At 71.9% G+C, this 25,163-nt stretch carries 20 protein-coding genes; 8 read left to right on the forward strand and 12 right to left on the reverse strand.

Features of this window, described 5'->3' with window-relative positions; genetic code table 11:
• Positions 1 to 52: 52 nt before the first annotated feature.
• The gene (locus B079_RS0125575; RefSeq protein ID WP_018548700.1) at positions 53 to 301 is read left to right on the forward strand and encodes an SMI1/KNR4 family protein; all 249 of its coding nucleotides are present in this window, start codon (positions 53 to 55) and stop codon (positions 299 to 301) included.
• Positions 302 to 314: 13 nt separating this feature from the next.
• Here the strand turns inward: B079_RS0125575 and B079_RS0125580 are convergent, their stop codons facing one another.
• From B079_RS0125580 to B079_RS32775, 7 genes are all read right to left on the reverse strand, one after another.
• A complete protein-coding gene (locus tag B079_RS0125580) occupies positions 315 to 1,304 on the reverse strand; it encodes an aldo/keto reductase (RefSeq protein ID WP_026249077.1) in 990 nt (329 codons plus the stop codon).
• 213 nt (positions 1,305 to 1,517) lie between these two features.
• Complete coding sequence (locus tag B079_RS0125585; RefSeq protein WP_018548702.1) at positions 1,518 to 2,744, reverse strand: cytochrome P450 family protein; 1,227 nt, start codon at positions 2,742 to 2,744, stop codon at positions 1,518 to 1,520.
• 101 nt (positions 2,745 to 2,845) lie between these two features.
• Positions 2,846 to 4,051, reverse strand: coding sequence for a cytochrome P450 (locus tag B079_RS0125590; RefSeq protein ID WP_018548703.1), 1,206 nt, complete (start codon positions 4,049 to 4,051; stop codon positions 2,846 to 2,848).
• Entirely contained in the window at positions 4,051 to 4,671 is a 621-nt protein-coding gene (locus B079_RS0125595) for a GTP-binding protein (protein ID WP_234016866.1), read from the reverse strand. The genes B079_RS0125590 and B079_RS0125595 overlap by 1 nt, the downstream gene beginning before the upstream one ends.
• Positions 4,652 to 4,999: a DUF742 domain-containing protein gene (locus tag B079_RS0125600; protein ID WP_018548705.1), complete on the reverse strand. Its 348-nt coding sequence runs from the start codon at positions 4,997 to 4,999 to the stop codon at positions 4,652 to 4,654. Before B079_RS0125600 ends, B079_RS0125595 begins: the two co-directional genes overlap by 20 nt.
• Positions 4,996 to 5,403 carry a roadblock/LC7 domain-containing protein gene (locus tag B079_RS0125605; RefSeq protein WP_018548706.1) on the reverse strand — a complete coding sequence of 136 codons (408 nt, stop codon included), beginning with the start codon at positions 5,401 to 5,403 and terminating at the stop codon, positions 4,996 to 4,998. The genes B079_RS0125600 and B079_RS0125605 overlap by 4 nt, the downstream gene beginning before the upstream one ends.
• Positions 5,400 to 7,418, reverse strand: a complete 2,019-nt coding sequence (locus tag B079_RS32775) for an ATP-binding protein (protein ID WP_018548707.1) — start codon at positions 7,416 to 7,418, stop codon at positions 5,400 to 5,402. The genes B079_RS0125605 and B079_RS32775 overlap by 4 nt, the downstream gene beginning before the upstream one ends.
• Positions 7,419 to 7,849: 431 nt before the next feature.
• Between B079_RS32775 and B079_RS0125615 the strand changes: the two genes are divergently transcribed.
• Positions 7,850 to 8,761, forward strand: a complete 912-nt coding sequence (locus B079_RS0125615) for a hypothetical protein (RefSeq protein WP_018548708.1) — start codon at positions 7,850 to 7,852, stop codon at positions 8,759 to 8,761.
• Between the two features lie 76 nt (positions 8,762 to 8,837).
• Positions 8,838 to 12,212 (forward strand): pyruvate carboxylase, encoded by a 3,375-nt coding sequence (locus B079_RS0125620; RefSeq protein ID WP_018548709.1) that lies wholly within the window; start codon positions 8,838 to 8,840, stop codon positions 12,210 to 12,212.
• 69 nt (positions 12,213 to 12,281) lie between these two features.
• Here B079_RS0125620 and B079_RS0125625 read toward each other — a convergent pair whose 3' ends face one another.
• The 3 genes from B079_RS0125625 to B079_RS0125635 form a co-directional block, all read right to left on the reverse strand.
• Positions 12,282 to 12,737 (reverse strand): hypothetical protein, encoded by a 456-nt coding sequence (locus B079_RS0125625; RefSeq protein ID WP_026249079.1) that lies wholly within the window; start codon positions 12,735 to 12,737, stop codon positions 12,282 to 12,284.
• 165 nt (positions 12,738 to 12,902) lie between these two features.
• The gene (locus B079_RS0125630; protein ID WP_018548711.1) at positions 12,903 to 13,676 is read right to left on the reverse strand and encodes a polysaccharide lyase family 7 protein; all 774 of its coding nucleotides are present in this window, start codon (positions 13,674 to 13,676) and stop codon (positions 12,903 to 12,905) included.
• Positions 13,677 to 13,804: 128 nt separating this feature from the next.
• Entirely contained in the window at positions 13,805 to 15,031 is a 1,227-nt protein-coding gene (locus tag B079_RS0125635; RefSeq protein ID WP_026249080.1) for a chitinase, read from the reverse strand.
• A gap of 345 nt (positions 15,032 to 15,376) precedes the next feature.
• Here B079_RS0125635 and B079_RS0125640 point away from each other — a divergent pair, with 345 nt between their 5' ends.
• From B079_RS0125640 to B079_RS0125650, 3 genes are all read left to right on the forward strand, one after another.
• Positions 15,377 to 16,468, forward strand: a complete 1,092-nt coding sequence (locus tag B079_RS0125640; RefSeq protein WP_018548713.1) for a GNAT family N-acetyltransferase — start codon at positions 15,377 to 15,379, stop codon at positions 16,466 to 16,468.
• Positions 16,469 to 16,687: 219 nt separating this feature from the next.
• On the forward strand, positions 16,688 to 19,228 hold the full coding sequence (locus B079_RS0125645; RefSeq protein WP_026249081.1) for a discoidin domain-containing protein: 2,541 nt from the start codon (positions 16,688 to 16,690) through the stop codon (positions 19,226 to 19,228).
• Between the two features lie 346 nt (positions 19,229 to 19,574).
• Positions 19,575 to 19,811, forward strand: a complete 237-nt coding sequence (locus tag B079_RS0125650; RefSeq protein ID WP_018548715.1) for a chaplin — start codon at positions 19,575 to 19,577, stop codon at positions 19,809 to 19,811.
• Between the two features lie 88 nt (positions 19,812 to 19,899).
• Here B079_RS0125650 and B079_RS0125655 read toward each other — a convergent pair whose 3' ends face one another.
• Both B079_RS0125655 and B079_RS0125660 read right to left on the reverse strand, forming a co-directional pair.
• Positions 19,900 to 20,655, reverse strand: coding sequence for a class I SAM-dependent methyltransferase (locus B079_RS0125655; RefSeq protein ID WP_018548716.1), 756 nt, complete (start codon positions 20,653 to 20,655; stop codon positions 19,900 to 19,902).
• Positions 20,656 to 20,757: 102 nt separating this feature from the next.
• Positions 20,758 to 21,927, reverse strand: a complete 1,170-nt coding sequence (locus tag B079_RS0125660) for an acyltransferase family protein (RefSeq protein ID WP_018548717.1) — start codon at positions 21,925 to 21,927, stop codon at positions 20,758 to 20,760.
• Positions 21,928 to 22,320: 393 nt separating this feature from the next.
• Between B079_RS0125660 and B079_RS0125665 the strand changes: the two genes are divergently transcribed.
• Both B079_RS0125665 and katG read left to right on the forward strand, forming a co-directional pair.
• Entirely contained in the window at positions 22,321 to 22,758 is a 438-nt protein-coding gene (locus B079_RS0125665; RefSeq protein WP_018548718.1) for a Fur family transcriptional regulator, read from the forward strand.
• A gap of 33 nt (positions 22,759 to 22,791) precedes the next feature.
• Entirely contained in the window at positions 22,792 to 25,032 is a 2,241-nt protein-coding gene (katG, locus tag B079_RS0125670; protein ID WP_018548719.1) for a catalase/peroxidase HPI, read from the forward strand.
• Positions 25,033 to 25,163 lie beyond the last annotated feature (131 nt).

A 25,163-nucleotide genomic window follows, 5' to 3' on the forward strand; every position in this document is an offset into this window, starting at 1 on the left:
CGCCCGAGGGGCCCCTCACCTGGCCCGACCGCCGTCGGCTATCGTGCCGGGCATGGGGGCGGTGAACTGGGGCGACATCCACGAGCGGACCATCGCCCTCTACGCGCGGCACGGTACGGGCCTCGGCGGACAGGAGCTTCCGGACGTCCTGAGCGAGACACAGCTGCGCCGGGCCGAGGAACAGTTCGGCGTGGAGTTCCCCGAGGACTACCGCCAGTACCTGCTGCGCGTCAGCGCGGGCGGCCGGGTGCGGACGCTGCGGTTCGACGGGGCGCGCTGGTACCGGTGGTTCGCCTCGTAGAGCCTGCGTCGGGTCAGCGGTTGACCGAGCGCATGCCCTCCTCGTCGTAGCGTTCGCCCGAAGCCTCGGGGAGTTCCGCGTCGATGCGCGCCAGGTCCTCGGGGGTGAGGACGATGTCTACGGCGGCGGCGTTCTGTTCGAGGTAGGAGCGGCGCTTGGTGCCGGGGATGGGGACGATGAAGTCGCCCTGGGCCAGGACCCAGGCGAGGGCGAGCTGGGCGGGGGTGACGTTCTTCTCCTCGGCGATCTCCTTGACCTTGGCGGCCAGGCGGAGGTTCGCGGCGAGGTGGGCGTCGGTGAAGCGGGGGTTCTGGCGGCGCCAGTCGCTCGGGTCCAGCTCGTCGGGGGAGGAGAAGCGGCCGGCGAGGAAGCCGCGGCCGAGGGGGGAGTACGCGACGAAGCCGATGCCCAGCTCGCGGCAGGCAGGCAGCACCTCCGCCTCCACGTCCCGGGACCACAGGGAGTACTCGCTCTGTACAGCCGTGATCGGGTGGACGGCGTTGGCCCGGCGCAGCGTCTCCGCGCTCGCCTCGCTCAGCCCGATGTGCCCGATCGTGCCGTCCGCGACCAGCTCCGCCAGCGCGCCGACCGTCTCCTCGATGGGGACGTTCGGGTCGACCCGGTGCTGGTAGTACAGGTCGATGTGGTCGGTGCCCAGGCGCTCCAGGGAGCCGCGCACCGAGCTGTGCACGTGCTCGGCCGAGCCGTCCTGGGGGCCGACGGAGGACATGTCGCCGGGTACGGCGTCGTCCATCCGGTAGTTGAACTTCGTGGCGAGCACATAGTCGTCGCGGTGGCCCCGGATCGCCTCGCCGACCAGCGACTCGTTGGTGAGCGGCCCGTACATCTGGGCGGTGTCGAGGAAGTCGATGCCCAGTTCCCGGGCGCGGTGGATGGTGGCGATGCCCTCCTTCTCGTCGGCCGTGCCGTAGAACGCGGACATTCCCATACATCCGAGGCCGATACTCGAAACCGTCAGATCCCGCAGATTGCGCTGTCGCATGGTCCAGCCTTTCCCGCACTCGATCGTGGTCCCCGTACGGCACGAACCCCCTTCTCCATCTAGCGACGGATCCGCCCGCCCGGCATCCCGTGAGGGGGACGCCGGGCGGGCGGCGGGCCGTACCGCGCCGGGTGGTCACGACGCTAGGTGCTGGAGTGCGCTCCAGCGCAAGTCGGCCGTTCAGAAGCGCGAGTCAGCGCGAGTCGGCGCGCGTCAGCCGTTCAGGCGCACCGGCAGCTCGAAGAGGTCGTTCTGGGTGACCACCGGCTTGTTGCGCAGGTCGGCGGCCGGGACCGCGAGGTCGAGGTGGGGGAAGCGGGCGTAGAGCGCGGGCAGGGCGACCCCCGCCTCCAGGCGGGAGAGCGCCGCGCCGGGGCACACGTGCGGGCCGTGGCCGAAGGAGATGTGCCGGTTCTTCGTCTCGCGGGTGATGTCGAACTCCCCGGCGCTCGGCCCGTGCGCCTCCTCGTCGCGGCCGATCGCGCCGTACGACACGATCAGCGCGTCGCCCGCCGGGATGACCTTGTCGCCGACCGGCACGTCCTCGGTGGCGAAGCGGATCAGCACGTGCGAGGTAGGGGTGGACCAGCGCAGGGTCTCCTCGACGACCGCGGACCAGTCGGCCTCGCCGGACAGGACCAGGGCGCGCTGGTCGGGGTGGGTGGAGAGGTTGACGACCGCGTTGACGATCAGCGAGATCGTGGTCTCGTGACCGGCGGCCACCATCAGCTGGAGGGTGGAGACGATCTCCTCGTCGGTGAGATGGTCGCCGTCCGCCGAGGCGCGGATCAGCGCGCTGGTGAGGTCGTCGCCCGGCTCGGCGCGTTTCGCCGCCACGGTGGCCGCCATGATCCTGGCCAGCTCGGTGAGGGTCGCGAGGACCTCCGCGGGCGGGGTCTGGGTGGAGAAGAACTTCTCGAACAGCACCTTCAGGCGCGGGAGTTCGGCGGTGTCGATGCCCATGAGGTCGGCGACGACGTACATCGGCAGCGGGTAGGCGAACGCGGCCTTGAGGTCCACCGTCCCGCCGTCGGCGGGCAGCGCGTCCAGGAGGCCCTGGGTCAGCTTCTCGATGCGCTCGCGCATCAGCTCCACCCGGCGCGGGGTGAGCGCCTGCGCGACCAGCGTGCGCATCCTGCGGTGGTCGGCGCCGTCCACGGTGAGCATGGAGCGGCCCGGGTTGGCCAGGCCGATCAGCGGCCAGTCGGCCGGGATCTCACCGCGCCGCCAGGCGCTCCACACGTTGATGTCCTTCACCAGACGCGGGTCGGTGAGCAGCGCCTTGGCCTCGGCGTGGCGCGTGACCGCCCACACCGGCACACCGCCGGGCAGCTCCACGGCGGCGAGCGGACCGGCCGCGCGCAGGGCCGCGCTCTCGCCGTCCAGGTCGGTGACGAAGGGATCGAGGGCGATCGGGGACGTCGCGGTACCGGTCGTCATCGTGACATGCCTCCCAGGCAGGGGTCGGAGTACTGCGCGTCGCGCCGGGGGCGGCCCCGGACCCGGCCGGAGGGGTCTCCTGCGGCCGGGGTGACGCGAGATCAGAGGGCGGGTACGGGCGTGAACCGGACGGGCAGCTCGGTCAGCCCGCGCAGCCAGGGCGAGGGCCTGCGGGTCAGGGACTCGGCGGGCACCGCCAGATCGATGTCCGGCAGCCGGTCGAGGACCACCTCGATCCCGGTGCGCGCGATCACCTCGGCGATCTCCTGCGCGGGGAACGGGCAGCGGTGCTCGCCGTGCCCGAAGGAGAAGTGCGCGTTGTTGCCACCGGTCAGCGCGGAGGCGTCGGTGCGCACCTGGGGATCGGAGTTGGCGCCCTGGAGACCGAGCAGCAGCAGATCGCCCGCCCGGATGCGCCGCCCGCCCAGATGGGTGTCGCGGGCCGCCCAGCGCCCGGCCACGTTCTGGGTAGGGGTGTCCTCCCACAGCACCTCGTTCATCGCCTCGGCGACGCTGTTGCGGCCACCGAACAGCGAGGCGGCGAACCGCTCGTCGGTCAGCATCAGCCGCAGCGAGTTGCCGATCCAGTCGGCGGTCGGCTGGTGGCCCGCCGCCATCATGACCATCAGGTCCTGGACCAGCTCCTCCTCGGTGAACCCGCTGCCGTCGGCGAGCATGTGCGACACCACGTCGTCGGCGGGCTCCTTGGCCCGCTCGGCCACCAACCGGGCCATGGAGGACGCCAGATGGGCCTGGCCCGCGAGCGCCCGCTCCCGGCCGTCGATCATGTCGTTGAGCGCGGTGACGAGCCCCGGACCGTCCTCGTCCGGGAAGCCGTACAGATGCGCCAGCACCCGTACGGGCAGCAGCCCGGCGTACTGGCCCACCAGGTCCGCCTCGCCCGAGGAGCACAGCGCGTCGATCAGCTCGTCCGCGAACCGCTCGGCCTGGCCCCGCAGTTCGAAGGGGTCCACCGACTCGAGCGCGTTGCTGACCATCGCGGCGCGCTGGCGGTGCCGTTCGCCGACGGTGTAGAGGATCGACGGCTGGCGGTGGCCGATCATCGGGAGCAGCGGCCAGTCGTCCGGCACGTTCTCCCACTGGTTCCACAGCTCGGAGTCGCGGCTGAACAGCACCGGATCGCCGGTGACCTGATGCAGCTCGCGGTAGCCGAGGACCAGCCACGCGGGCAGGTCCCCGTCGAGCAGCACCGGCACCACGGAGCCGTGGTCGCGGCGCATCTCCCGGTACAGACGGGCCGGTTCGGTCTGGAACCGGGGTCCGCCGAGGGGCACGGCGTCGGCCATCACACCACCTCCGTGGTCGTCAACGGCCCTGCGGCCACGGCGTACTGACTGCGCACATGCTCGACCAGGGTGATCAGTACCCGCTTGGCCGACTCGCGGTCACGGGCGTCGCAGTCGATCAGCGGGATCTCCGGATCGAGGTCCAGGGCGGCACGCACCTCCTCGGAGGCGCGCACCGGGCCGCCGAAGTCGTTGCAGGCCACGATGAACGGCGTGCCGTGGTGTTCCAGACGGTCGATGGCGTACCAGGAGTCGTCGATGCGCCGGGTGTCCACCAGGACCACCGCGCCCAGGGTGCCGGAGAACAGCCGGTCCCACAGGAACCAGAACCGCTCCTGGCCCGGCGCCCCGAACAGGTACAGCACATTGCGCGCGTCCAGGGTGATGCGGCCGAAGTCGAAGGCGACGGTCGTCGCGGACTTGCCGCGCACCTGCTCGATGTCGTCCACCGACGCACCGGCCTGCGTCATCGTCTCCTCGGTGTTGAGGGGACGGATCTCGCTGACCGAGCGGACCAGGGTGGTCTTGCCGACGCCGAAGCCGCCCACGACGACGATCTTCAGACCGTTGTCGGCGGAGGCACCCAACGGGGTGCGCGCGTCAGAGATTGCGGAGTCCAACGAGCACCTGCTCCAGGATGTCGGGGTCGGTGATGGCCGGCCGGTGCGGATGGCGTGCGCTGACGCGCCCCTGGGCCAGCAGGTCGCCGAGGAGCACCTTGGTGATGCCGACGGGCAGCCGCAGCTCGGCGGCGATCTCGACGACCGAGGCGGGGAACTCGGTCATCCGCAGGATCGCCACGTGCTCCGACTGCATACCGGGCGTGGGCGCCGACTCGGCGACGACCAGCGTGACCAGGTCGAACGGGTTGTCGGGAGCGGGGCCCACACGTCCCTGCGTGATCGTGTAGAGACGGTCCGGGGCGTCGTCCCTGCCGGGACGGCTCATGAGGAACGGGGCGGAGCGGTCAGGTGCTCACCGATCTGCTCCACGAGTTCGCTCATGGTGTGGCCCACGACCCCGGGGTCCGCGTCGTCGCTGGTGATCACCGCCAGATGGGCTCCCGAGCCCGCCTCGACGATGAACAGCACACCGCCGTAGAACTCGGTCATCGCCGAGCGCACCCCGCCGCTGCCGTCCCCGAACTCCACGGACGCGCCCTGCGACAGGGACTGGATGCCCGCGGCGATCGCGGCGAGCTGGTCGGCCTGGTCGACGGACAGCTCGGGCGAGCGGCACAGCTTCAGCCCGTCCCGGGACAGCACGAGCGCGTGCTTCGCGCCCGGCGTCCTCTCCAGCAGCCCCTCCAGGAGCCAGGTCAGCTTGTCGTCGGCGGTGGTCGGGCCGGTCATGAAGTGGGGCCTTCCGGGTGCGTGGGGTGGTGCTCGGACGAGGAGGAAGAGGCGGCGGGTGAGGCGCCGCCGGGGGATTCGGTGCCGGGGGCCGCCGCGTCGGCGTGTCCGGCCGCGCGGGCGTCGCCGGGGGCGTCCGCCGGGTGGCCGTGGGCCGGGCTGCCGCCGTTGCCGTTGTCGCCGGGGGAGTCGTCCGCGGTGGCGCGGGCGCGGGTACGGCGGGTGGCGCCGCCGGTGTGGTCGTGCGCGGGGGTGCGCTCCGCGCGGGCGGGGGGTGCGGCGTCCGCTGTCGCGGGGGCGTCGGCGGTGTGCGGTGCGGAATCGGCCGGGGGCGTGTCGGACGTGCCCTGCGGGAGGGTGCCGGGCGCTCCGGCGCGGGGCCCGGCGGCCGTACGGGCCGCGCGGTCGGCGGCCGTGGTCACGCCGTCGGCCTGCGGGAGGGTGCCGGGTGCTCCGGGGTGGAGCCGGGAGGCCGTTCGGGCCGCGTGGTCGGCGGCCGTGGTCACGTTGTCGCCCTGCGGGCGGGTTCCGGCCGGGGGCTCCTGCGGGGTGCCGTCGCGGCGGGAGCCGTCCGATACGGCGCCGGTGGCGCGGTCCGCCCCGGTGCCGGTGGCCGGTCCTGCGGAGCCCGACGGCTCGGCCGAGGTGTCCTTCCCCGGACCGCCGGACGGCCGCACGGCCTGGCGGAAACTCGTGAAGCGCGCCGCCCGCGTCTTCGCCTCGGCCGGGTCGGGGCCCGGAGCCGGGGCCGGGGTCGCGGCGCGGGAGGCGCGGGAGCGTTCGGCCTCCGCCAGGGTGCGGCCCCGGCGGCGGCGCGGCAGGTTGTCCGACGCCTCCGGCTCGGGCTCGACGACCCCCGGAAGTGCCGACGGAGGCACCCGCTCCGGCGGGACCGGGCTCGTCAGGATGTCCTGCGGGACCAGCATCAGCACACCCGTACCGCCGCGTGCCGAGGGCCGGAAGGAGACCTTGAGGCCGTGCTTGTGGGCCAGCCGGCCCACCACCGCGAGCCCAAGGCGCGTACCCGTGAGGCCGCCGAGCCCGGACACGTCACCGGTGACCGCACGCTCCGCGCGCCGCAGCTGCACATCGCCCATCACCAGACCGCTGTCCTCCACGGACACGATGACCCCGGCCGGGACCTCCTCCACGTACACATGGACCTCGGCGGTCGGCGGCGAGAAGTTCGTGGCGTTGTCCAGGAGTTCGGCCAGCGCGTGCATCACGCCCTCGGCCGCGTGCCCGGCGACGGCGGCGTCGCTGGTGGAGTGCACCCGCACCCGCCGGTAGCCGCCGATACGCCCCATCGCGCCGCGCAGGATGGACTCCATCGCGATCGGCCGCGCCCAACGGCGCCCCGAACGGGCCCCGGTGAGGACGGCGATGGAGTCGGCGAGGCGGCCCGCCTGGGCCGTGCGGTGGTCGAGGTGGAGCAGATCGGTGAGCACGTCCTCGTCGGTGTGCCGGTCCTCCATCGCCCGCAGGTCGGCCAGCGTGGCGGTGGCGAGGGCCTGCATGCGGGCCGCCGCGTTGGAGGTCGCCGAGACCGCCGCCGCCCGCTCGCGCCGGGCCTCCGCCAACTCCTCGCGCACCGACTTGAGTTCGGAGCGCAGCTCGTCGAGCGAACCGGCCCCCTCCCGCTCCAGCCGCTGCCGCTCCTCCTTGAACTCCACCCGCTGGGCGGCGAGTTCGTTGATGAGCCGCTGCTGCTCCCGGCGTGCCTCCTCGGTCTGCCGGTCGCGCTGCTGGGTGAGCCGGGCGATGTCCTCGCTCGCGCCCTCCAGCCGGCGGTGCAGCAGACGCCCGGCGTGGACGGCGTACGCGGTGCTCGTGGCGGCGGCGGTGAGCAGGACCGTGGCCGCGGTCCCGCACCACAGCAGCGCGTTGCGCGCGGGGTCCGGCGCGATCGACACCGCCAGGGCGAGCGCGAGCGCCGAGAGGGCGGCGGTCGCGGCGAGCGTGGCGGCGAGCACGCGGAGGGGGGAACGGTCGCCTGATGGCGTGGGCGCGGTCATCGGTCCGGTGGGGTCCTCGCGGCAGATGGCAGATGGCAAGGGGGTGCGGTGAGCGCACGGCGAAGGGGGTCGGGTGGGTTGACGGAAAAACGACTGTCTCGGTGAACCGGCGGTCACTATACGAGAGTTGGTGATCAAAGTGGAAAGAATGCAGCGGCAGTCCATGAAGTGGACGCGCAAACCCGTGCGTTGACCGTGAACCGGGTGTCCGGTGCCGTATGCGCATACAGCACCGGACACCGGACGCCGCCGGACCACGCGAGGTTGCGCCCGCCGGGCCCGATTCTTGTCACGCACCCGCCCCCGCCGAAGATCTTGACGACCGGCCTCCGGCTCGCTGAACTGTGACCGCCGTCCCGCACCCGGGCACGGCCGGGGGAGGGGGCGATGTGTGGGTCGGGGCTGCCGGGAACGACCGGGCATCGCGTCTCATGAACGGGGGCGGGCACACCCCGGTGCACAGGGGCGGGCACACCCCCGCGATCCGCGGCGCGCTCGCGCGGCTCGCCCGGGGCACCGGACGCGTGCTGCGGGGCGAGTGGCACGCCATCGTCGTCGACCCGGTGCGCAGACTCGCCCACCGGGGGCTCTCGGGGCTCCTGCTGGCGTTCGTCGCCGCCTTCGGGGTCATCTTCTTCCACGACCTCGCCCAGCACCCGGCCGGTGCCGACTGGGTGCGCCGCCTCGGCGGGGTCACCGCCGACCTGCCCCTGGGGCTGTCCCTGCTGCGCACTCCCGTCTCGCTCTACGTCCCCGCGCTCGACCTCCCGGTCTGGGCGGGCATCACCCAGCTCTTCCTGGCCTTCGCGCTCGCCGAACTCGTCCTCGGCCGCGCCCGCACCCTCTTCATCAGCTACGCCACCACCCTGGCCGGCACCCTCACCGCGCGGGCGATGATCGCGCTCGGCCCCGACGCCTGGTGGGGTCTCGGGCTGCCGCCCGAGGCGGGGCAGGTGCTCGACACCGGTCCCTCGGCGGCGGTCGTGGGCCTGTTCACCTATCTGGCGGTGGTCCGCCGGGCGCCCGTGGTTTTCACTCTGACAGGCGGATCGATGGTGTGGGAGTCCATCGCCGTCCCCAACCTCGCGGGCCGCGAGCACCTGATCGCCGTGGGCGCCGCCGTCGTACTCGGCGTCCTGCACACCCACGGCACCCGGCCGCGCCACCTCCTGCGATCCCTGGCAATGCGGCGCGTACGGCCCCCGGCGGTACGACACGACATCCCCCGCACCCCCGCCCCGGTCCCTCCTCCGCCCCTTCCCGCGCCCGCACGCGCGGTCACGTCGGCAGGGCCACGTCAATGTGACGGTTTTCGCACCTCGACCGGAGCGGGCACCCCCTAGTGTTTCCGCGAGATACCGGGGCAGGGCTTGGCTGACACGATGGTGTACGTCGCCGGCAGGCTGAAGGGAATCCGAGATGTTCCGCAAGGTGCTGGTCGCCAACCGGGGAGAGATCGCGATCCGGGCGTTCCGCGCGGCCTTCGAGCTGGGCGCGCGCACGGTCGCCGTGTTCCCCTACGAGGACCGCAACTCGCTGCACCGGCTCAAGGCCGACGAGGCGTACGAGATCGGGGAGCAGGGGCACCCCGTGCGGGCCTATCTCTCCGTCGACGAGATCGTGTCGGCCGCCCGCCGGGCCGGAGCCGACGCCGTCTACCCCGGCTACGGCTTCCTCTCGGAGAACCCCGAGCTGGCCCGCGCCTGCGAGGAGGCGGGCATCACCTTCGTCGGCCCGAGCGCCGCCACCCTGGAACTCACCGGCAACAAGGCTCGCGCGGTCGCCGCCGCCCGCGCCGCCGGAGTCCCCGTCCTCGCCTCCTGCGCGCCCTCCGACGACGTGGACGAACTGGTGCGCGCCGCAGACGAGATCGGCTTCCCGGTCTTCGTGAAGGCCGTCGCGGGCGGCGGCGGCCGGGGCATGCGCCGGGTGGAGGACCCCGCCCAGCTGCGCGAGTCCATCGAGGCCGCCTCCCGCGAGGCCGCCTCCGCCTTCGGCGACCCGACCGTCTTCCTGGAGAAGGCCGTCGTGGACCCCCGCCACATCGAGGTGCAGATCCTCGCCGACGGCGACGGGAACGTCATCCACCTCTACGAGCGCGACTGCTCGGTGCAGCGTCGCCACCAGAAGGTCATCGAGCTGGCCCCCGCGCCCAATCTCGACCCCGAGCTGCGCGACCGCATCTGCGCCGACGCCGTGCGCTTCGCCCGCGAGATCGGCTACCGCAACGCGGGCACCGTGGAGTTCCTGCTCGACCGCGACGGCCGCCACGTCTTCATCGAGATGAACCCGCGCATCCAGGTCGAGCACACGGTGACCGAGGAGGTCACCGATGTCGACCTGGTCCAGGCCCAGTTGCGCATCGCGGCCGGTGAGACCCTAGCCGACCTCGGACTCTCCCAGGACCGGATCACCCTGCGCGGCGCGGCCCTGCAGTGCCGGATCACCACCGAGGACCCCGCCAACGGCTTCCGCCCCGACACCGGCCGGATCAGCGCGTACCGCTCGCCGGGCGGCTCCGGCATCCGGCTGGACGGCGGAACCACCCACGCGGGCACGGAGATCAGCGCCCACTTCGACTCCATGCTGGTCAAACTCACCTGCCGGGGACGGGACTTCCCGACCGCCGTCGGCCGTGCCCGGCGCGCGGTGGCCGAGTTCCGCATCCGGGGCGTGGCCACCAACATCCCCTTCCTGCAAGCGGTCCTGGACGACCCGGACTTCCGCGCGGGGCGGGTCACCACCTCGTTCATCGAGGAACGCCCGCAACTCCTGACGGCACGTCATTCCGCCGACCGGGGCAGCAAGCTGCTCACCTATCTGGCCGACGTCACGGTCAACAAGCCGCACGGCGAGCGCCCCGAGCTGCCCGACCCGGTCACCAAGCTGCCGCAGGTCCCGACGGGCGAACCCCCGGCCGGTTCCCGGCAGTTGCTCGTCGGTCTCGGCCCCGAGGGCTTCGCCCGCCATCTGCGCGAGTCACGTACCCTCGGCGTCACCGACACCACCTTCCGCGACGCCCACCAGTCGCTGCTCGCCACCCGGGTGCGCACCAAGGACCTCCTCGCCGCCGCCCCGGCCGTCGCGCACACCCTGCCGCATCTGCTCTCCGTGGAGTGCTGGGGCGGCGCGACCTACGACGTGGCGCTGCGCTTCCTCGCCGAGGACCCCTGGGAGCGGCTGGCCGCGCTGCGCGAGGCGATCCCCAACATCTGCCTCCAGATGCTGCTGCGCGGCCGCAACACCGTCGGCTACACGCCCTACCCGACCGAGGTCACCGACGCCTTCGTGCAGGAGGCCGCCGCCACCGGCATCGACATCTTCCGCATCTTCGACGCGCTCAACGACGTGGACCAGATGCGCCCCGCCATCGAGGCCGTACGCGAGACCGGCACCGCCGTCGCCGAGGTCGCCCTCTGCTACACCGCCGACCTCAGCGACCCCGGCGAACGGCTCTACACCCTCGACTACTACCTCCGGCTCGCCGAGCGCATCGTCGAGGCCGGGGCCCATGTCCTGGCGATCAAGGACATGGCGGGCCTGCTGCGCGCACCCGCCGCCGCCCAGCTGGTCACCGCGCTGCGGAGCGAGTTCGGCCTCCCCGTGCATCTGCACACGCACGACACGGCGGGCGGCCAGCTCGCCACCTACCTCGCCGCGATCCAGGCGGGCGTCGACGCGGTGGACGGCGCGGTCGCCTCCATGGCCGGAACCACCTCACAGCCCTCCCTCTCAGCGCTGGTCGCCGCGACCGACCACTCAGAACGGCCCACCGGGCTCGACCTCGCCGCCGTCGAGGAACTGGAGCCGTACTGGGAGAGCGTGCGCAAGATCTACGCCCCCTTCGAGGCGGGCCTCGCCTCCCCGACCGGGCGCGTCTACCACCACGAGATCCCCGGCGGCCAGCTCTCCAACCTGCGCACCCAGGCCGTCGCGCTCGGCCTCGGGGACCGCTTCGAGGAGATCGAGGCGATGTACGCCGCCGCCGACCGCATCCTCGGCCGACTGGTCAAGGTCACCCCGTCCTCCAAGGTGGTCGGCGACCTCGCCCTGCACCTGGTCGGCGCCGGAGTGTCACCGGAGGACTTCGAGGAGACCCCGGACCGCTTCGACATCCCCGACTCGGTGATCGGCTTCCTGCGCGGCGATCTTGGCACCCCGCCCGGCGGCTGGCCCGAGCCGTTCCGCACCAAGGCCCTGCGCGGCCGTGCCGAGCCCAAGCCGGTGGCCGAGCTGTCCGCCGAGGACCGCGAGGGGCTGGCCAAGGACCGCAGGCCCACCCTCAACCGGCTGCTCTTCCCCGGGCCCACCCGCGAGTTCGAGACCCACCGCCAGACCTACGGCGACACCGGCGTCCTGGACAGCAAGTCCTTCTTCTACGGGCTGCGCCCCGCCAAGGAGTACGCCGTTGACCTGGAGCCCGGGGTGCGGCTGCTGATCGAGCTGCAGGCGGTCGGCGAGGCCGACGAGCGCGGGATGCGCACCGTGATGTCCTCGCTCAACGGCCAGCTGCGCCCCATCCGGGTCCGCGACCGCTCGGCCGCCTCCGACGTGCCGGTGACCGAGAAGGCCGACCGCGCGAACCCGGGCCATGTGGCGGCGCCGTTCGCCGGAGTGGTGACCCTCGCCGCGGCCGAGGGCGACGAGGTGGCGGCCGGGGCGACCATCGCCACCATCGAGGCGATGAAGATGGAGGCCACCATCACCGCGCCGAAGGCCGGCCGGATCGCCCGGCTCGCCATCAACCGCATCCAGCAGGTGGAGGGCGGCGACCTGCTGGCCGAGATCGTCTGACCCGGCCGGTCGCCGCCCTCCTGCCGAAGGCTCCGGGAGCCCTGCACCGCTCCCGGAGCCCCGCCGCCCTCAGTCCCAGAGCGGATACGTCATGACCTGCTTGAACCCGTCAGGACGGGCGTCCTGGTAGGTCAGGGTCATCCGCGTGAAGTGCTGCACCCCCGGGTCCTTCTTCCACTCGGCCGGGCGGTCGAGCCGCACGGTCACCGGGTAGGACCGGAAGGTGCCCCGGGCGCAGTACGGGTCGCAGTTGTTGACCCAGTTCACACCCTCGGCGTACGCCTTGCCGTCGTTCCACTTCGTCCAGTGCAGCCCCGTCAGACGGCTGTTCCCGTCGCCGCAGGCCAGCATGAAGTCCGCCGGACGCACATCGCGCTGCCACTGGCAGTCGACCAGGACGGGCCGGGCAGCGGCCGTGTGCGCGGCGGGATCGTCCGGGGGGCTGGCCGAGGCCGTGGTCATGGCCGCTGTGAGCAGTGCCCCCGCCGCCAGGGTGACCGCCGTTCCCATCAGTGATCCGCGCATGGTCGCTCCCACCTGTAGTGCCGTGTCCGACCGTGTGCGCACCGACGCTACGACCCTTCGCTCAAATGCACCAGTTGCGCAGGTCACACCGTATGTCCGGGTGTGAGGCGGGTCACGGGACGCCTTCCCGGAGGGTCTGTGGATCAGCTGTGCGGGGCCCTCGGATCAGCTGTGGGACACGGTCAAGCCGTAGAAACCGACCTTCGCGCCGTTGGTCGTGCTGTCGGAGGAGGACTGGTTGTAGGACCCGGCCTTGAAGTACTGCCGGTACGGGGAGAACGCGGACGGGATGCCGTAGCGGGTGACGGTGCCGTTCACGGTCAGCTCGATCGTGTTCCCGCCGGTCACGGCGATCGTGTAGGTCCAGGTCTTGCCGAGGGACACATGGCCGACCGGGTGGAGGGTCTGGCCGCCGGAGGGGGAGTCCTCGGTGCCGAGCACGATGTCGCCGTTCGCGCGGTAGTACAGCTCGACCAGCGGCTTGGTGGAGGAGCCGCCCGAGCCCAGGTGGATCTGGCCGACGCAGACGTTCTTGGTCACCGAGACCACGCGCAGGGTCGCGCTCAGCCGGTGCGCGCCGGAGAGTTTCCAGTCGGCGGCGCCGCCGTCACGGTTCATCTCGCGCAGTTCGGAGCGCGCGTAGTTGGAGTTGGGCGTGGTGACGCCCTTCTCGGGCGCCCAGAAGGTCATCGCGCCGTCGCGGGTGTCGGTGAAGAAGTACGCGTCCTGGTAGCCGTTCGCGCCGCGCAGCCGGGACGAGGGGATCGTGGTGGGGGAGCCGGGCGAGCCGACCGGCTCCTGGAGCTGCCAGATGGAGAGGTCGAAGTTGCCGCCGGGCGCGACATGCGGGTCGGCCGCCTGCGCGCTGCCGCCGAACACGCCGAGCGTGAGGGCGAGCGCGGCGGCGGTCGCCACCGCGAGAAGCCGGGGACGGGTCATGTGGGGGGTCCTCCCGTCGGACCGGAGACGCCCGGAGTTCATAGATGTGAACTCCGGGCGCATCCATGGACGTTGACGACCCGGAACGTAAAGGTTCGGACCATCGCCGTCAAGAGGTCAGCCCGCGGTCAGCAGGAGCCCTCGTCCTGCCAGGCACCCCAGTCCGAGCCGTTGGGCGTCTCGTTCTGGGTCCACCACTTGGCCTTCCAGTTGTGCCCGTTGTACGAGACCTCGTCCCCGCTGACGTACACGGCCGACGAACTCCAGGCGGTCTTGCAGGAGTTGCCCGGGTTCGGCGGAGTGGGCGTCGGGGTGGGGGTCGGGGTCGGCGTGGAGCCGGGCGGGGTCGCCCCCGCGAACTTCACCGAGAACTTGGCGAAGTCCCAGGCGCTCTGGGCCACGCTGGAGCAGGACCCGGAGGTGCGCCCGCCGTTGTCGGCGGGGGAGCACTGACGGTCCCGGTTCAGCGACCAGAAGGTGAAGCGGTCCATGTGGTGGCTGGTCGCGAAGTCCAGCACCGTCTGGAAGTCCGCCTGGGGGAAGTACTCACCGGCGTCGCTGCGGCCGTTCATCCCGGAGAAGCCCTCGTGCGCGTACGCCGTGGCCTCGTTCCACCCGAAGGTGGACTGCAGGATGCCGTTGAACTTGGTCAGCGCGTCGGTCTGGCTCGCCGCGCCGTTGAAGCCGCCATCGAAGGGCATGATGGAGAAGTTGTTCGGGGTGAACCCCTGCGACTTCGCCTCCAGCAGCATCTGCTTGCCGAACCAGCCGGTGCCGTCCGCCGTGCCCGGAGTGGTCACGGAGACGTACAGGCCGGGGTTGTTCTGCTGGAGGATCTTGGCGGCGCCGATCTCGTTCTTGATGGCCGCGGTGTTCTCGTACTCCGGCTCCTCCAGGTCGAAGTCGATCGCGTGCAGCCCGTACTTGGTGATGACCTGCTGGTACGCCGCCGCCGTGCTCGCCGCGTCGGAACAGGTCTGGCCCAGCTTGGTGCCGCCGTAGCCGCCGATCGAGACGGAGACGTCACCTCCCTTGGACCGGATGGTGTTGATCACCGACTGGACGGCGGTGTCGGAGGAGAGCGACGAGGTGCCGCCCCAGGTCGGGGTGCAGCCACCGCCGTTGGGCGCCAGGATGAAGGCCAGCTGGAAGGCCTTGAGCCCGGTGGCGTCCATGATCGCGGCCGCGTCCGGCGGATCGTTGTCCTCCGGCATCAGGTACGGGGCCGCCGCGTACCAGCGGTTGTCGAGGGCGCTGGGTGCACCCGAGGCGCTGCCCGCGGCGAGAGCGGTGGTACCGGCCGCGGCCAGTCCGACCGCGGCGGCCACGCCCAGACAAGCGCGAAGACGTCCCACTACGTGCCTCCATGGGGGGGTGGGGGATGGGGAAGCCCCCAGCCTCCGGGCGGGGCGCCCGTTTGGTCTAGTCCAATGCGGACACTTGGACTGGACCAAACGAAGTCTTTACTCGCCTGGAGGATTAACGTCCGCTCTGTGTACGACAGTTGGTGAACCGGCCGATCTGCGCGGAACCGTGGCGGAGTGTCGGCCCACTGAGGCACCCTTGACAGGTGCGTACTGTTTCGCGACGTTTGAGCGTCGGCGCAGGGCGGGGGGACGGCAAAGACATGAGCGGCAACAGGGGTGGGACGCGCCACGCGGCGCCCGGGACGGCGGCGCCGGAAGGGCGGGCGAGCTGAGGTGGAGATCACCATCCACAGACCCGGCGAGCTGACCTCCGCACTGCGCGGGGCCTGGCACCGGGCGATGGACGAGTCACCCGAGTACGCCAACCCGTTCCTGGCACCCGAGTTCACCATCGGCGTCGGCCGCCATCGCGGCGGCGTACGGGTCGCGGTCCTGTGGGAGAGCGGCGAGGCGGTCGGCTTCCTGCCCTACGAGCGCGGCCCGCTCGGGACCGGCCGGGCCATCGGGCTCGGGCTCTCCGACTGCCAGGCCCTGGTGCACCGGCCCGGAGTCACCTGGGACACCGGCCAGTTGCTGCGCGCCTGCGGGCTCAGCCTCTTCGAGTTCGACCATCTGGTGCAGGAGCAGCGGCCGTTCGCGCCATACGTCACCGGCACCTTCGCCTCGCCGGTGATCGACGTGAAGCCCGGCGACGGAACGTACGCCGAGTGGCTGCGCGCCACCTATCCGGGGCTCGCCAAGACCACGCTGAAGAAGGAACGCAGGCTCGGCCGGGACATCGGCGAGGTCCGCTTCGTCTTCGACGAGCGCGATCCGAAGGCGCTGCGCACGCTCATGCGGTGGAAGTCCGCGCAGTACCGCCGCACCGGCCGGATGGACCGGTTCTCCCGGCCGTGGATCGTGGACCTGACGGACCATCTCTTCCATGTCCGCGCCGAGCATTTCACCGGCGTCCTGTCCGTGCTCTACGCGGGCGACCGCCCGGTGGCCGCCCACTTCGGACCCCGCTCCAGCACCGTCCTGGCCGCCTGGTTCACCGCCTACGACCCCGAACTGCACTACTACTCACCGGGGTTGATGATGCATCTGCGCACCGCCGAGGGGGCCGCGCGGGGCGGGGTGACTCTGGTGGATCTCGGCCGTGGCGACAAGGAGTACAAGGACTGGCTCAAGACGCGCGAACTGCGGGTCGGTGAGGGCTTCGCCGCCCGGCCGCATCCGGTCGCGCTCGCCCAGCGCATGTGGCGCCGCCCGGTGCGGGGTCTGCGCAACACGGTGCTGGCCCACCCCCGGCTGCGCGAACCTGCGGACCGGCTGCTCAGGACGGTGGGCGAACTGCGCACCCAGGGACGCCCGCTCCGCTGAACCGGCGTATGCGGCACGACAGTTGACGACCGGCCGGACCACCCCGCGTGGTCCGGCCGGTCGCGTCGTGGTGTGAACGGCCCGTCGGTGTGAACGTCCCTAGTGCGTAAAGGATTTGAGTCCCGAAGGCTTGCCGCCTCTTTGGTTCATCTCTTAAATCAAAACATGAACTAAGTGGGGAGGCCGGTGTTCCGGTCCCCGAGCCGCAGGAGCCGCCACATGAGACTGAGATCCTTGGGAGCAGCGTTCGCCGTCACGGCGGCCCTGCTCGCCCTGCCCACCGCCCATCCCTCGGCCCGCGCGGCCGAGACCCCCCTGTCACAGGGCCGTACGACCACCGCCTCGTCCGAGGAGAACGCCGGAACCCCCGCCGCCGCGGCCGTCGACGGCGACACCGCCACCCGCTGGTCCTCCGCCGCGAGCGACGACCAGTGGCTGCGCGTCGACCTCGGCGCCAGCGCGAACGTCACCAGCGTGGTCCTGAACTGGGAGGCCGCCTACGGCAAGGACTACAAGCTCCAGATCTCCGACAACGGCACCAGCTGGACCGACCTGAAGTCCGTCACCGGCTCCGACGGGGGCACCGACACCGTCGACGTCTCCGGACAGGGCCGCTACGTCCGGCTGCTCGGCGTCCACCGGGCCACTCAATGGGGCTACTCCCTCTGGGAGTTCCAGGTCTTCGGCAGCTCCGGCGGCAGCCAGGCCGGCTGCGACACCGCCAACGCCGCGCAGGGCAGGCCCGCCACCGCCTCCTCCACCGAGAGCGCGGACTTCCCCGCCTCCGCCGCCGTCGACGGCAACAACGCCACCCGCTGGTCCAGCCAGGCATCGGACCCGCAGTGGCTCCGCGTCGACCTGGGCTCGGTCAAGGACCTGTGCGGGGTCGACCTGCGCTGGGAGGCCGCCTACGGCAAGGACTTCCGCATCGAGTCGTCCACCGACGGCCAGAACTGGAGCACCCTGAAGTCCGTCACCGGCGCGAGCGGCGGCAACGCCTCCTACGCGGTCAGCGGCTCAGGGCGCTACGTCCGCGTCTACGGCACCGCGCGCGGCACCGTCTACGGCTACTCGCTGTGGGAGTTCGCCGTGCACACCGGCAGCACCGGCACCCCGCCGGTCCAGGGCGGCGGCGACCTCGGACCCAACGTCATCGTCGTGGACCCCTCGACGCCCAACCTCCAGCAGAAGTTCGACGACGTCTTCTCCCGTCAGGAGTCGAACCAGTTCGGCTCCGGCCGCTACCAGTTCCTCCTCAAGCCCGGCACCTACAACAACATCAACGCCCAACTCGGCTTCTACACCTCGATCTCCGGCCTCGGCCTGAACCCCGACGACACCCAGATCAACGGCGACATCACGGTGGACGCGGGCTGGTTCAACGGCAACGCCACGCAGAACTTCTGGCGTTCGGCGGAGAACCTCGCGATCCGCCCGGTCAGCGGTGACGACCGGTGGGCCGTCGCCCAGGCCGCGCCGTTCCGCCGCATCCACGTCCAGGGTGGCCTCAACCTCGCCCCGAACGGCTACGGCTGGGCCTCCGGCGGCTACATCGCCGACTCGAAGATCGACGGCACCGTGGGCCCGTACTCCCAGCAGCAGTGGTACACCCGCGACAGCTCGGTGGGCGGCTGGACCAACGGCGTCTGGAACATGACCTTCACCGGTGTCCAGGGCGCGCCCGCGACCAACTTCGACACCGGCCCGTACACCACGCTGGACACCACCCCGGTCTCCCGCGAGAAGCCGTTCCTCTACCTCGACGGCAGCACCTACAAGGTGTTCGTGCCCGCCAAGCGCACCAACGCGCGGGGTGTGTCCTGGCCGGCCAACGCGGGCAGCTCGATCCCGCTCGACCAGTTCTACGTCGTCAAGCCCGGCGCGAGTGCCGCCACCATCAACGCGGCGCTGGCCCAGGGCCTCAACCTCCTGTTCACGCCCGGGGTCTACCACCTCGACCAGACCATCGAGGTCAACCGCGCCAACACCGTGGTCCTCGGGCTCGGCCTGGCCACCCTCGTCCCCGACAACGGCATCGACGCGATGCACGTCGCCGACGTGGACGGCGTGAAGCTCGCGGGCTTCCTCATCGACGCGGGCACGGCCAACTCCGACACCCTGCTGCGGATCGGCGCCCCCGGCTCCAGTGCCGACCACTCCGCCAACCCCACCACCATGCAGGACGTGTTCGTGCGCATCGGCGGCGCGGGCCCCGGCCTCGCCACCAACTCGGTCGTGGTCAACAGCAACAACGTCATCATCGACCACACCTGGCTGTGGCGCGCCGACCACGGCAGCGGCGTCGGCTGGGACACCAACCGCGCCGACTACGGCCTGCGCGTCAACGGCAACGACGTACTCGCCACCGGCCTGTTCGTCGAGCACTACAACAAGTACGACGTGTACTGGGCCGGTGAGCGCGGACGCACGATCTTCTTCCAGAACGAGAAGGCGTACGACGTGCCCAACGCGGCGGCCGTCACCCACGACGGCATCGTGGGCTACGCCGCCTACAAGGTCGCCGACTCGGTGACCACGCACGAGGCCTGGGGGCTGGGCAGTTACTGCAACTTCACGTCCGACCCCTCGATCGTCCAGGCCCACGGCTTCCAGGTGCCGACCGGCTCCGGGATCAAGCTGCACGACCTGCTGGTGATCTCGCTCGGCGGCAAGGGGCAGTACGCCCACGTCGTCAACAACACCGGCTCGCCCACCTCGGGCTCGGACACCATCCCCTCCAAGGTGACCAGGTTCCCGTAGCCGCGGGCCGCACTGCGCCGTCCGCGTACGCCGCCTAGGGTGACGTACGCGGACGGCCCCGTGCCGGTTCCGCCGACGGCCCCCGGTCCGGGTGGCCCCGGGAAGGCCGGACGCAGACGGCAACAGCCGTGCCGACCGGCCGACTTCACCCACGGGACGGCGCCGGTCGCCGTCCCGGTCCCGGCGGTCTCCTGGCCCGGGGGCCCCGGCGTGCGCACCGCCCTGAACCGCCCCGTCCGGCCCCCGAACCGCCCCGTCCCGAACGGAGTAGCTGCGCGGGCGCCCCGGGGGTGTTGCCGTTGTGATGGAAGGGTCCTGATCTCGACCAGTGAGGCACCTCATGCGTATGCGCAGCATTGCCACAACGGCCCTTCTCGCGGGCTCCCTTGCCCTCGCCGGCACCACGGCGGCCCACGCGGCGGACCCCGACCCGACGACCGGCGTCGCCGTCGGCAGCCCCGGCGTCGCCTCCGGCAACGTCATCCAGGTACCGATCGAGATCCCGGTCAACCTGTGCGGCAACTCGATCGACGTCGTCGGTCTGCTGAACCCGGCGTTCGGCAACGCCTGCGTCAACTCCTGACGCCCCCCGTGAGCCGGCTCCCCGCCCAGGGGGCCGGCTCACGGCTGTCCGGCTTCTCGGGCTGTCCGGCTCTCGGATTCTCCGGCTCTCAGGCCGGGCGGCGGAACAGCGCCGTCCACAGGAACGGCAGCCCCAGCACCTCCGCGTCCTCGCCCCGCTCCCGCATGGGCCGCAGCTCCACCTCCGTGAGGTCCTGGAAGATCCAGCGCAACGACTCCGCCGAGTACGCGAGCCCGCCGTGCAGCCTGCCGTCCCGGTACAGCTCCGCGTCGGACACCTCCGAGCCCAGGTGCTCGTCGGCGAAACAGGTGAGCGCGAAGTACCCGCCGGGCGCGAGGACGCGGTCCAGGAGCTGGAGATAGCTCACGCGCCGGTGCGGCGGCAGATGGTGGAAACAGCCGGAGTCGTAGACCAGCCCGTAGGGGCCGCCCAGCGTCCTGCGGGTCAGCTCGAAGGCGTCACCCCGGTGGAAGCGCACCTTCGTCCCGGTCTCCCGGGCGCGTTCCTCGCCCCAGGCGAGGGCGGCGGGGGACAGGTCCACGGCGTCCACCTCGAAACCGCGCGCCGCCAGGTGCAGCGCGTTGCGGCCCGGTCCGCAGCCCAGGTCCAGGGCGCGGCACGGCTCGATCAGGCCGTCGTCCAGGTGGGCGACCAGGTTCTCGTCGGGCTTGGCGGGGAAGAACGGCACCGCGCGGGAGCGGTCGCCGTAGAACGAGTCCCACCAGGAGGCCGCGTCGTCCGTCCAGCGGTCGGCGTCCGGCGCGAACAGGCCGTCGAGCAGCCGCAGTACGTCCTCCGTCGTGCGGATGCTCCGGTCCGTCCCCTCTCCGCTGTGCCGGTCCATCCCGTCCCCGCCCTTCGTCGGCCGGGCGGCGTCCGAGACGCGCCGCCCGGCCGCACGCTAACGCGCCCGGTGACCGCCCGCCAGCAGGTGTTCCGCCGCTGGTCAGGCCTTCGGGGCGACCGGGGCGGGCTCGCGCGGGGCGGAGCGGGAGTCGGGGCGGTGGCCGCGCAGCAGCAGACGGCGGGCGGGGCGCTCCACCGCCTCGTAGAGCAGCCAGGACAGGGCCAGGGACAGCGCGAAGGCGGCGGCGGTGACGCCCAGCCCGGCGAGCGGACCGAAGCGGGGTTTGTCGCCGAGCACCGTGACGCCCGCGCGCAGCACCAGCAGATGGATCATGTAGAACGCGAAGGACAGCTCACCGAGCCGGACCAGCCGGGGGCGCCGCCACAGCGAGGGCAGCCCGCGCAGGTCCGCGAGGGCCGCCGCCGGGATGAGGGTGACGAACCCGGCCAGGGTGCAGGCGGTCCCGGTGTAGCCGCCCCGGATCTGCGGGACGAGGAAGTAGCCGAGTAGCGCCAGCGCCAGCGACGCCTCCAGGCCGGGGCCGCGCCAGCGCCCGAGCATCACCAGGCGCGCGGTCACCGCGCCGAGCACGAACTCGGGCAGCCGCGCGAGCGGCAGCGAGTACAGCGGCTGGTGCAGCCAGTGGTGCGAGTCGGCGCGGGCCAGCACCAGCACCGCCAGCACCGCGAGCGCGCCCAGCACCACCGCGCCCCGCGCGCTGAGCCGCCGCAGCACCAGGAAGAGCGCGGGGAAGACGGCGTAGAAGAACGCCTCGCAGGCCAGCGACCAGCTGACCGGGTTCAGCGTCTGCCACCAGGGCTGCCACCACGAGTGCACCAGCAGCACGTTGGCCGCCGCCTGCCCGGGACGCGGCCGGGGCAGCCCGCTCAGCGTGTACGCCATCACGACCGCGACGACGAGGGTGACCAGGTGCACCGGGTAGACCCGGGCGATGCGCCGCCGCCAGAAGCCGAGCGCCCGGTCGCCCGGGCGGGCCGACCACATGAGGACGAAGCCGGAGAGCACGAAGAAGAACGACACCCCGGTCGCCCCGGGCCCGAACGCCCAGGCCACCAGGCGCCCCGGCTGCCCGCCGAAGTAGCCGAAGTTGTTCACGTGCAGTCCGAAGACCAGCAGCGCCGCCATCCACCGCAGTCCGGTGAGCGAGGGCAGGGAGGGTCTGGGGGTGGCCGAGGGGGAGACGGGGGCCGTGGCCGAGCCGGTCCGGTCGGGCGGCGTCCGGGTCGTCCGGGTCGTCGCCGTGCTCATCCGATCACCTGCCGCTGGAGGTTCGCGTGGGGCATGAAGGGGAGCGTTGCCCCGTCCGTGCCCCTCATTCACATCACGCGCGGAACATCACACTGCTGCCGAACGAGACAGCCGCCGTCATGCCACGGATGGCCCGCTCGCGGCACCCGAACGAGTGAGGGCGCACCGGGTTCGGAAAGCGGCTCCGATGGGCAGGGTGAGGCGCGTGAGGCGACACTCGATACGTGAGGCGCGTCACTCCGTGCGAGGGACCTCCCGGCCCGCCGTTCCCGGCGCCCCCGGCGCGCGGACCCATGATGCGGGAGCCGGGCACCGTCGTCGGAAACCACGAGATCAGACTTGGATGACTCGTTTTCTTGAATCTTTCGTGTTTATGGAGGTAGGTTCGGAGTCATGACCGCATCCCAGCCTCCGACCACCGCCGCGGAGCTGCGCGGTGCCGGCCTGCGCGTGACGGCGGCCCGCGTCGCCCTGCTGGAAGCCGTCCGCGACGGCGACCACCTCGGGGTCGAGGCGATCGCCGACAAGGTCCGCGACCGCGTGGGCCACATCTCCCTGCAAGCCGTCTACGACGCCCTGCACGCGCTCACCGCGGCAGGGCTCATACGCCGCATCGAACCGGCCGGGAGTCCCGCCCGGTTCGAGGGCCGCGTCGGCGACAACCACCACCACGCCGTCTGCCGGTCGTGCGGGGTCGTCGTCGACGTCGACTGCGCGGTGGGCCACGCACCGTGTCTCACCGCGTCCGACGGCCAGGGCTTCGCCATCGACGAGGCCGAGGTCGTCTACTGGGGCACCTGCCCCGCCTGTTCCACCGGTCGTACGGCCTGAGCGCCGCGTTCCGTCCGTTTCGGAAGGATTGACATGCCTGACAACAAAGAAGCGATCGTCACTGACCCGAAGGACGAGGGGACCGGCGGCTGCCCCGTCGCCCATGGCGCCGGAGCCACCTCGCTGCACCCCGCCCTCGGCAGCGGCAACGACCGCTGGTGGCCCAAACAGCTCAACCTGAAGGTCCTTGCCAAGAACCCGCCCGTCGCCAACCCGCTGGGCGAGGAGTTCGACTACGCCGAGGCCTTCCTGAGCCTCGACCTGCCCGCGGTGAAGCGGGACATCGCCGAGGTGCTGACCACCTCGCAGGACTGGTGGCCCGCCGACTTCGGCCACTACGGCCCGTTCATCATCCGCATGGCCTGGCACAGCGCCGGTACCTACCGCACCCTCGACGGCCGCGGTGGCGGCGGCACCGGACAGCAGCGCTTCGCCCCGCTGAACAGCTGGCCGGACAACGCCAACCTGGACAAGGCCCGCCGCCTGCTGTGGCCGGTGAAGAAGAAGTACGGCAAGAACCTCTCCTGGGCCGACCTCCTCATCCTCTCCGGCAACGTCGCCCTGGAGACCATGGGCTTCAAGACCTTCGGCTTCGGCGGCGGGCGCGTGGATGCCTGGGAGCCCGACGCCGACGTGTACTGGGGCCCGGAGACCACCTGGCTCGGCGACGAGCGCTACACCGGCGACCGCGAGCTGGACAGGCCCCTCGCGGCCGTCCAGATGGGCCTGATCTACGTCAACCCGGAGGGCCCCAACGGCAACCCGGACCCGATCGCCGCGGCCCGCGACATCCGCGAGACCTTCGCCCGTATGGCGATGAACGACGAGGAGACCGTCGCCCTGATCGCGGGCGGCCACACCTTCGGCAAGACCCACGGCGCGGGCCCCGCGGAGGACGTCGGTCCCGACCCGATGGACGCGCCGATGGAGCAGCAGGGCCTCGGCTGGAAGAACAGCTTCGGCACCGGCAAGGGCCCCGACGCCATCACCTCCGGCCTGGAGGTCACCTGGAACTCCACGCCGATCACCTGGGACCAGAACTTCTTCGCCACCCTGTTCGGCTACGAGTGGGAGCTGACCGAGAGCCCGGCCGGCGCCCACCAGTGGAAGCCGAAGGACGGCGCGGGCGAGGGCACCGTCCCCAGCGCCTTCGACCCGAACAAGAAGATCGCGCCGAACATGCTCACGACGGACCTGTCGCTGCGCTTCGACCCGATCTACGAGCCGATCTCCCGCCGCTTCTACGAGAACCCCGAGCTGTTCGCGGACGCCTTCGCCCGCGCCTGGTACAAGCTGACCCACCGCGACATGGGCCCGAAGTCGCTGCTGCTCGGCCCCGAGGTCCCGGAGGAGACGCTGCTGTGGCAGGACCCGCTGCCGCAGCCCGTCGGCCAGCCGATCGACGCGGCCGACGCCACCGCGCTCAAGGCCAAGATCCTCGACACCGGCCTCACCGTGCAGCAGCTGGTCCACGCCGCCTGGGCCTCCGCGTCCACCTTCCGCGGCAGCGACAAGCGCGGCGGCGCCGACGGCTCCCGCGTCCGCCTGGAGCCCCAGCGCGGCTGGGAGGTCAACGAGCCCGACCAGCTCGCCCTGGTGCTGCGCACCCTGGAAGGCATCCAGCAGGAGTTCAACGCCTCCGCCGGTGCCAAGCACCTCTCCCTGGCCGACCTGATCATCCTCGGCGGCGACGCCGCGGTGGAGCAGGCCGCCAAGGACGGCGGGTTCCCCGTCGAGGTGCCCTTCACCCCGGGCCGCGTGGACGCCTCCCAGGAGCAGACCGACGTCGAGTCCTTCGAGGCGCTCAAGCCCTACGCCGACGGCTTCCGCAACTACGTCGGCAAGGGCAGCAACCCCGGCCGCGCCGAGTACATGCTCGTCGACCGGGCCAACCTGCTCACCCTGAGCGCCCCGGAGATGACCGTCCTCATCGGCGGTCTGCGCGCCCTCGGCGCCACCTACCAGGGCTCCAAGCTCGGTGTCTTCACCGACCGTCCGGGCACGCTGACGAACGACTTCTTCGTCAACCTGCTCGACCTGGGTACCACGTGGAGCTCCACGAGCGAGGACCAGGCCACCTTCGAGGGCCGCGACGCCGCCACCGGCCAGGTCAAGTGGACCGGCACCCGTGCCGACCTGGTCTTCGGTTCCAACGCCGAACTGCGTGCCGTCGCCGAGGTGTACGCCAGCGACGACGCCAAGGAGAAGTTCGTCAAGGACTTCGTCGCCGCCTGGCACAAGGTCATGAACCTCGGCCGGTTCGACCTCGCCTGACCGAGGGCCCTTGAGGCGCCCGGGATCGGCCCCTGCGGGCAGGACCGGGCGCCTTCGCATGTTCCCACCTGGGCTCACGGGGGTTTTCCCGCCCCCGACTGCGCCCACGCGGGCCCGGGTGCACGATGGTG

The organism is Streptomyces sp. LaPpAH-108 (assembly GCF_000373625.1).
Lineage (GTDB): Bacteria > Actinomycetota > Actinomycetes > Streptomycetales > Streptomycetaceae > Streptomyces.

Excerpts from the sequence above, each read along its gene's own strand:
- B079_RS0125630 (WP_018548711.1), bottom strand. The coding sequence starts at position 13,676 with ATGACCCGTCCCCGGCTTCTCGCGGTGGCGACCGCCGCCGCGCTCGCC.
- B079_RS32775 (WP_018548707.1), bottom strand. The coding sequence starts at position 7,418 with ATGACCGCGCCCACGCCATCAGGCGACCGTTCCCCCCTCCGCGTGCTC.
- B079_RS0125655 (WP_018548716.1), bottom strand. The coding sequence starts at position 20,655 with ATGGACCGGCACAGCGGAGAGGGGACGGACCGGAGCATCCGCACGACG.
- B079_RS0125590 (WP_018548703.1), bottom strand. The coding sequence starts at position 4,051 with ATGGCCGACGCCGTGCCCCTCGGCGGACCCCGGTTCCAGACCGAACCG.
- B079_RS0125585 (WP_018548702.1), bottom strand. The coding sequence starts at position 2,744 with ATGACGACCGGTACCGCGACGTCCCCGATCGCCCTCGATCCCTTCGTC.
- B079_RS0125650 (WP_018548715.1), top strand. The coding sequence starts at position 19,575 with ATGCGCAGCATTGCCACAACGGCCCTTCTCGCGGGCTCCCTTGCCCTC.
- B079_RS0125600 (WP_018548705.1), bottom strand. The coding sequence starts at position 4,999 with ATGAGCCGTCCCGGCAGGGACGACGCCCCGGACCGTCTCTACACGATC.
- B079_RS0125645 (WP_026249081.1), top strand. The coding sequence starts at position 16,688 with ATGAGACTGAGATCCTTGGGAGCAGCGTTCGCCGTCACGGCGGCCCTG.
- B079_RS0125580 (WP_026249077.1), bottom strand. The coding sequence starts at position 1,304 with ATGCGACAGCGCAATCTGCGGGATCTGACGGTTTCGAGTATCGGCCTC.
- katG (WP_018548719.1), top strand. The coding sequence starts at position 22,792 with ATGCCTGACAACAAAGAAGCGATCGTCACTGACCCGAAGGACGAGGGG.
- B079_RS0125605 (WP_018548706.1), bottom strand. The coding sequence starts at position 5,403 with ATGACCGGCCCGACCACCGCCGACGACAAGCTGACCTGGCTCCTGGAG.
- B079_RS0125625 (WP_026249079.1), bottom strand. The coding sequence starts at position 12,737 with ATGCGCGGATCACTGATGGGAACGGCGGTCACCCTGGCGGCGGGGGCA.
- B079_RS0125660 (WP_018548717.1), bottom strand. The coding sequence starts at position 21,927 with ATGAGCACGGCGACGACCCGGACGACCCGGACGCCGCCCGACCGGACC.
- B079_RS0125615 (WP_018548708.1), top strand. The coding sequence starts at position 7,850 with ATGAACGGGGGCGGGCACACCCCGGTGCACAGGGGCGGGCACACCCCC.
- B079_RS0125575 (WP_018548700.1), top strand. The coding sequence starts at position 53 with ATGGGGGCGGTGAACTGGGGCGACATCCACGAGCGGACCATCGCCCTC.
- B079_RS0125665 (WP_018548718.1), top strand. The coding sequence starts at position 22,321 with ATGACCGCATCCCAGCCTCCGACCACCGCCGCGGAGCTGCGCGGTGCC.
- B079_RS0125620 (WP_018548709.1), top strand. The coding sequence starts at position 8,838 with ATGTTCCGCAAGGTGCTGGTCGCCAACCGGGGAGAGATCGCGATCCGG.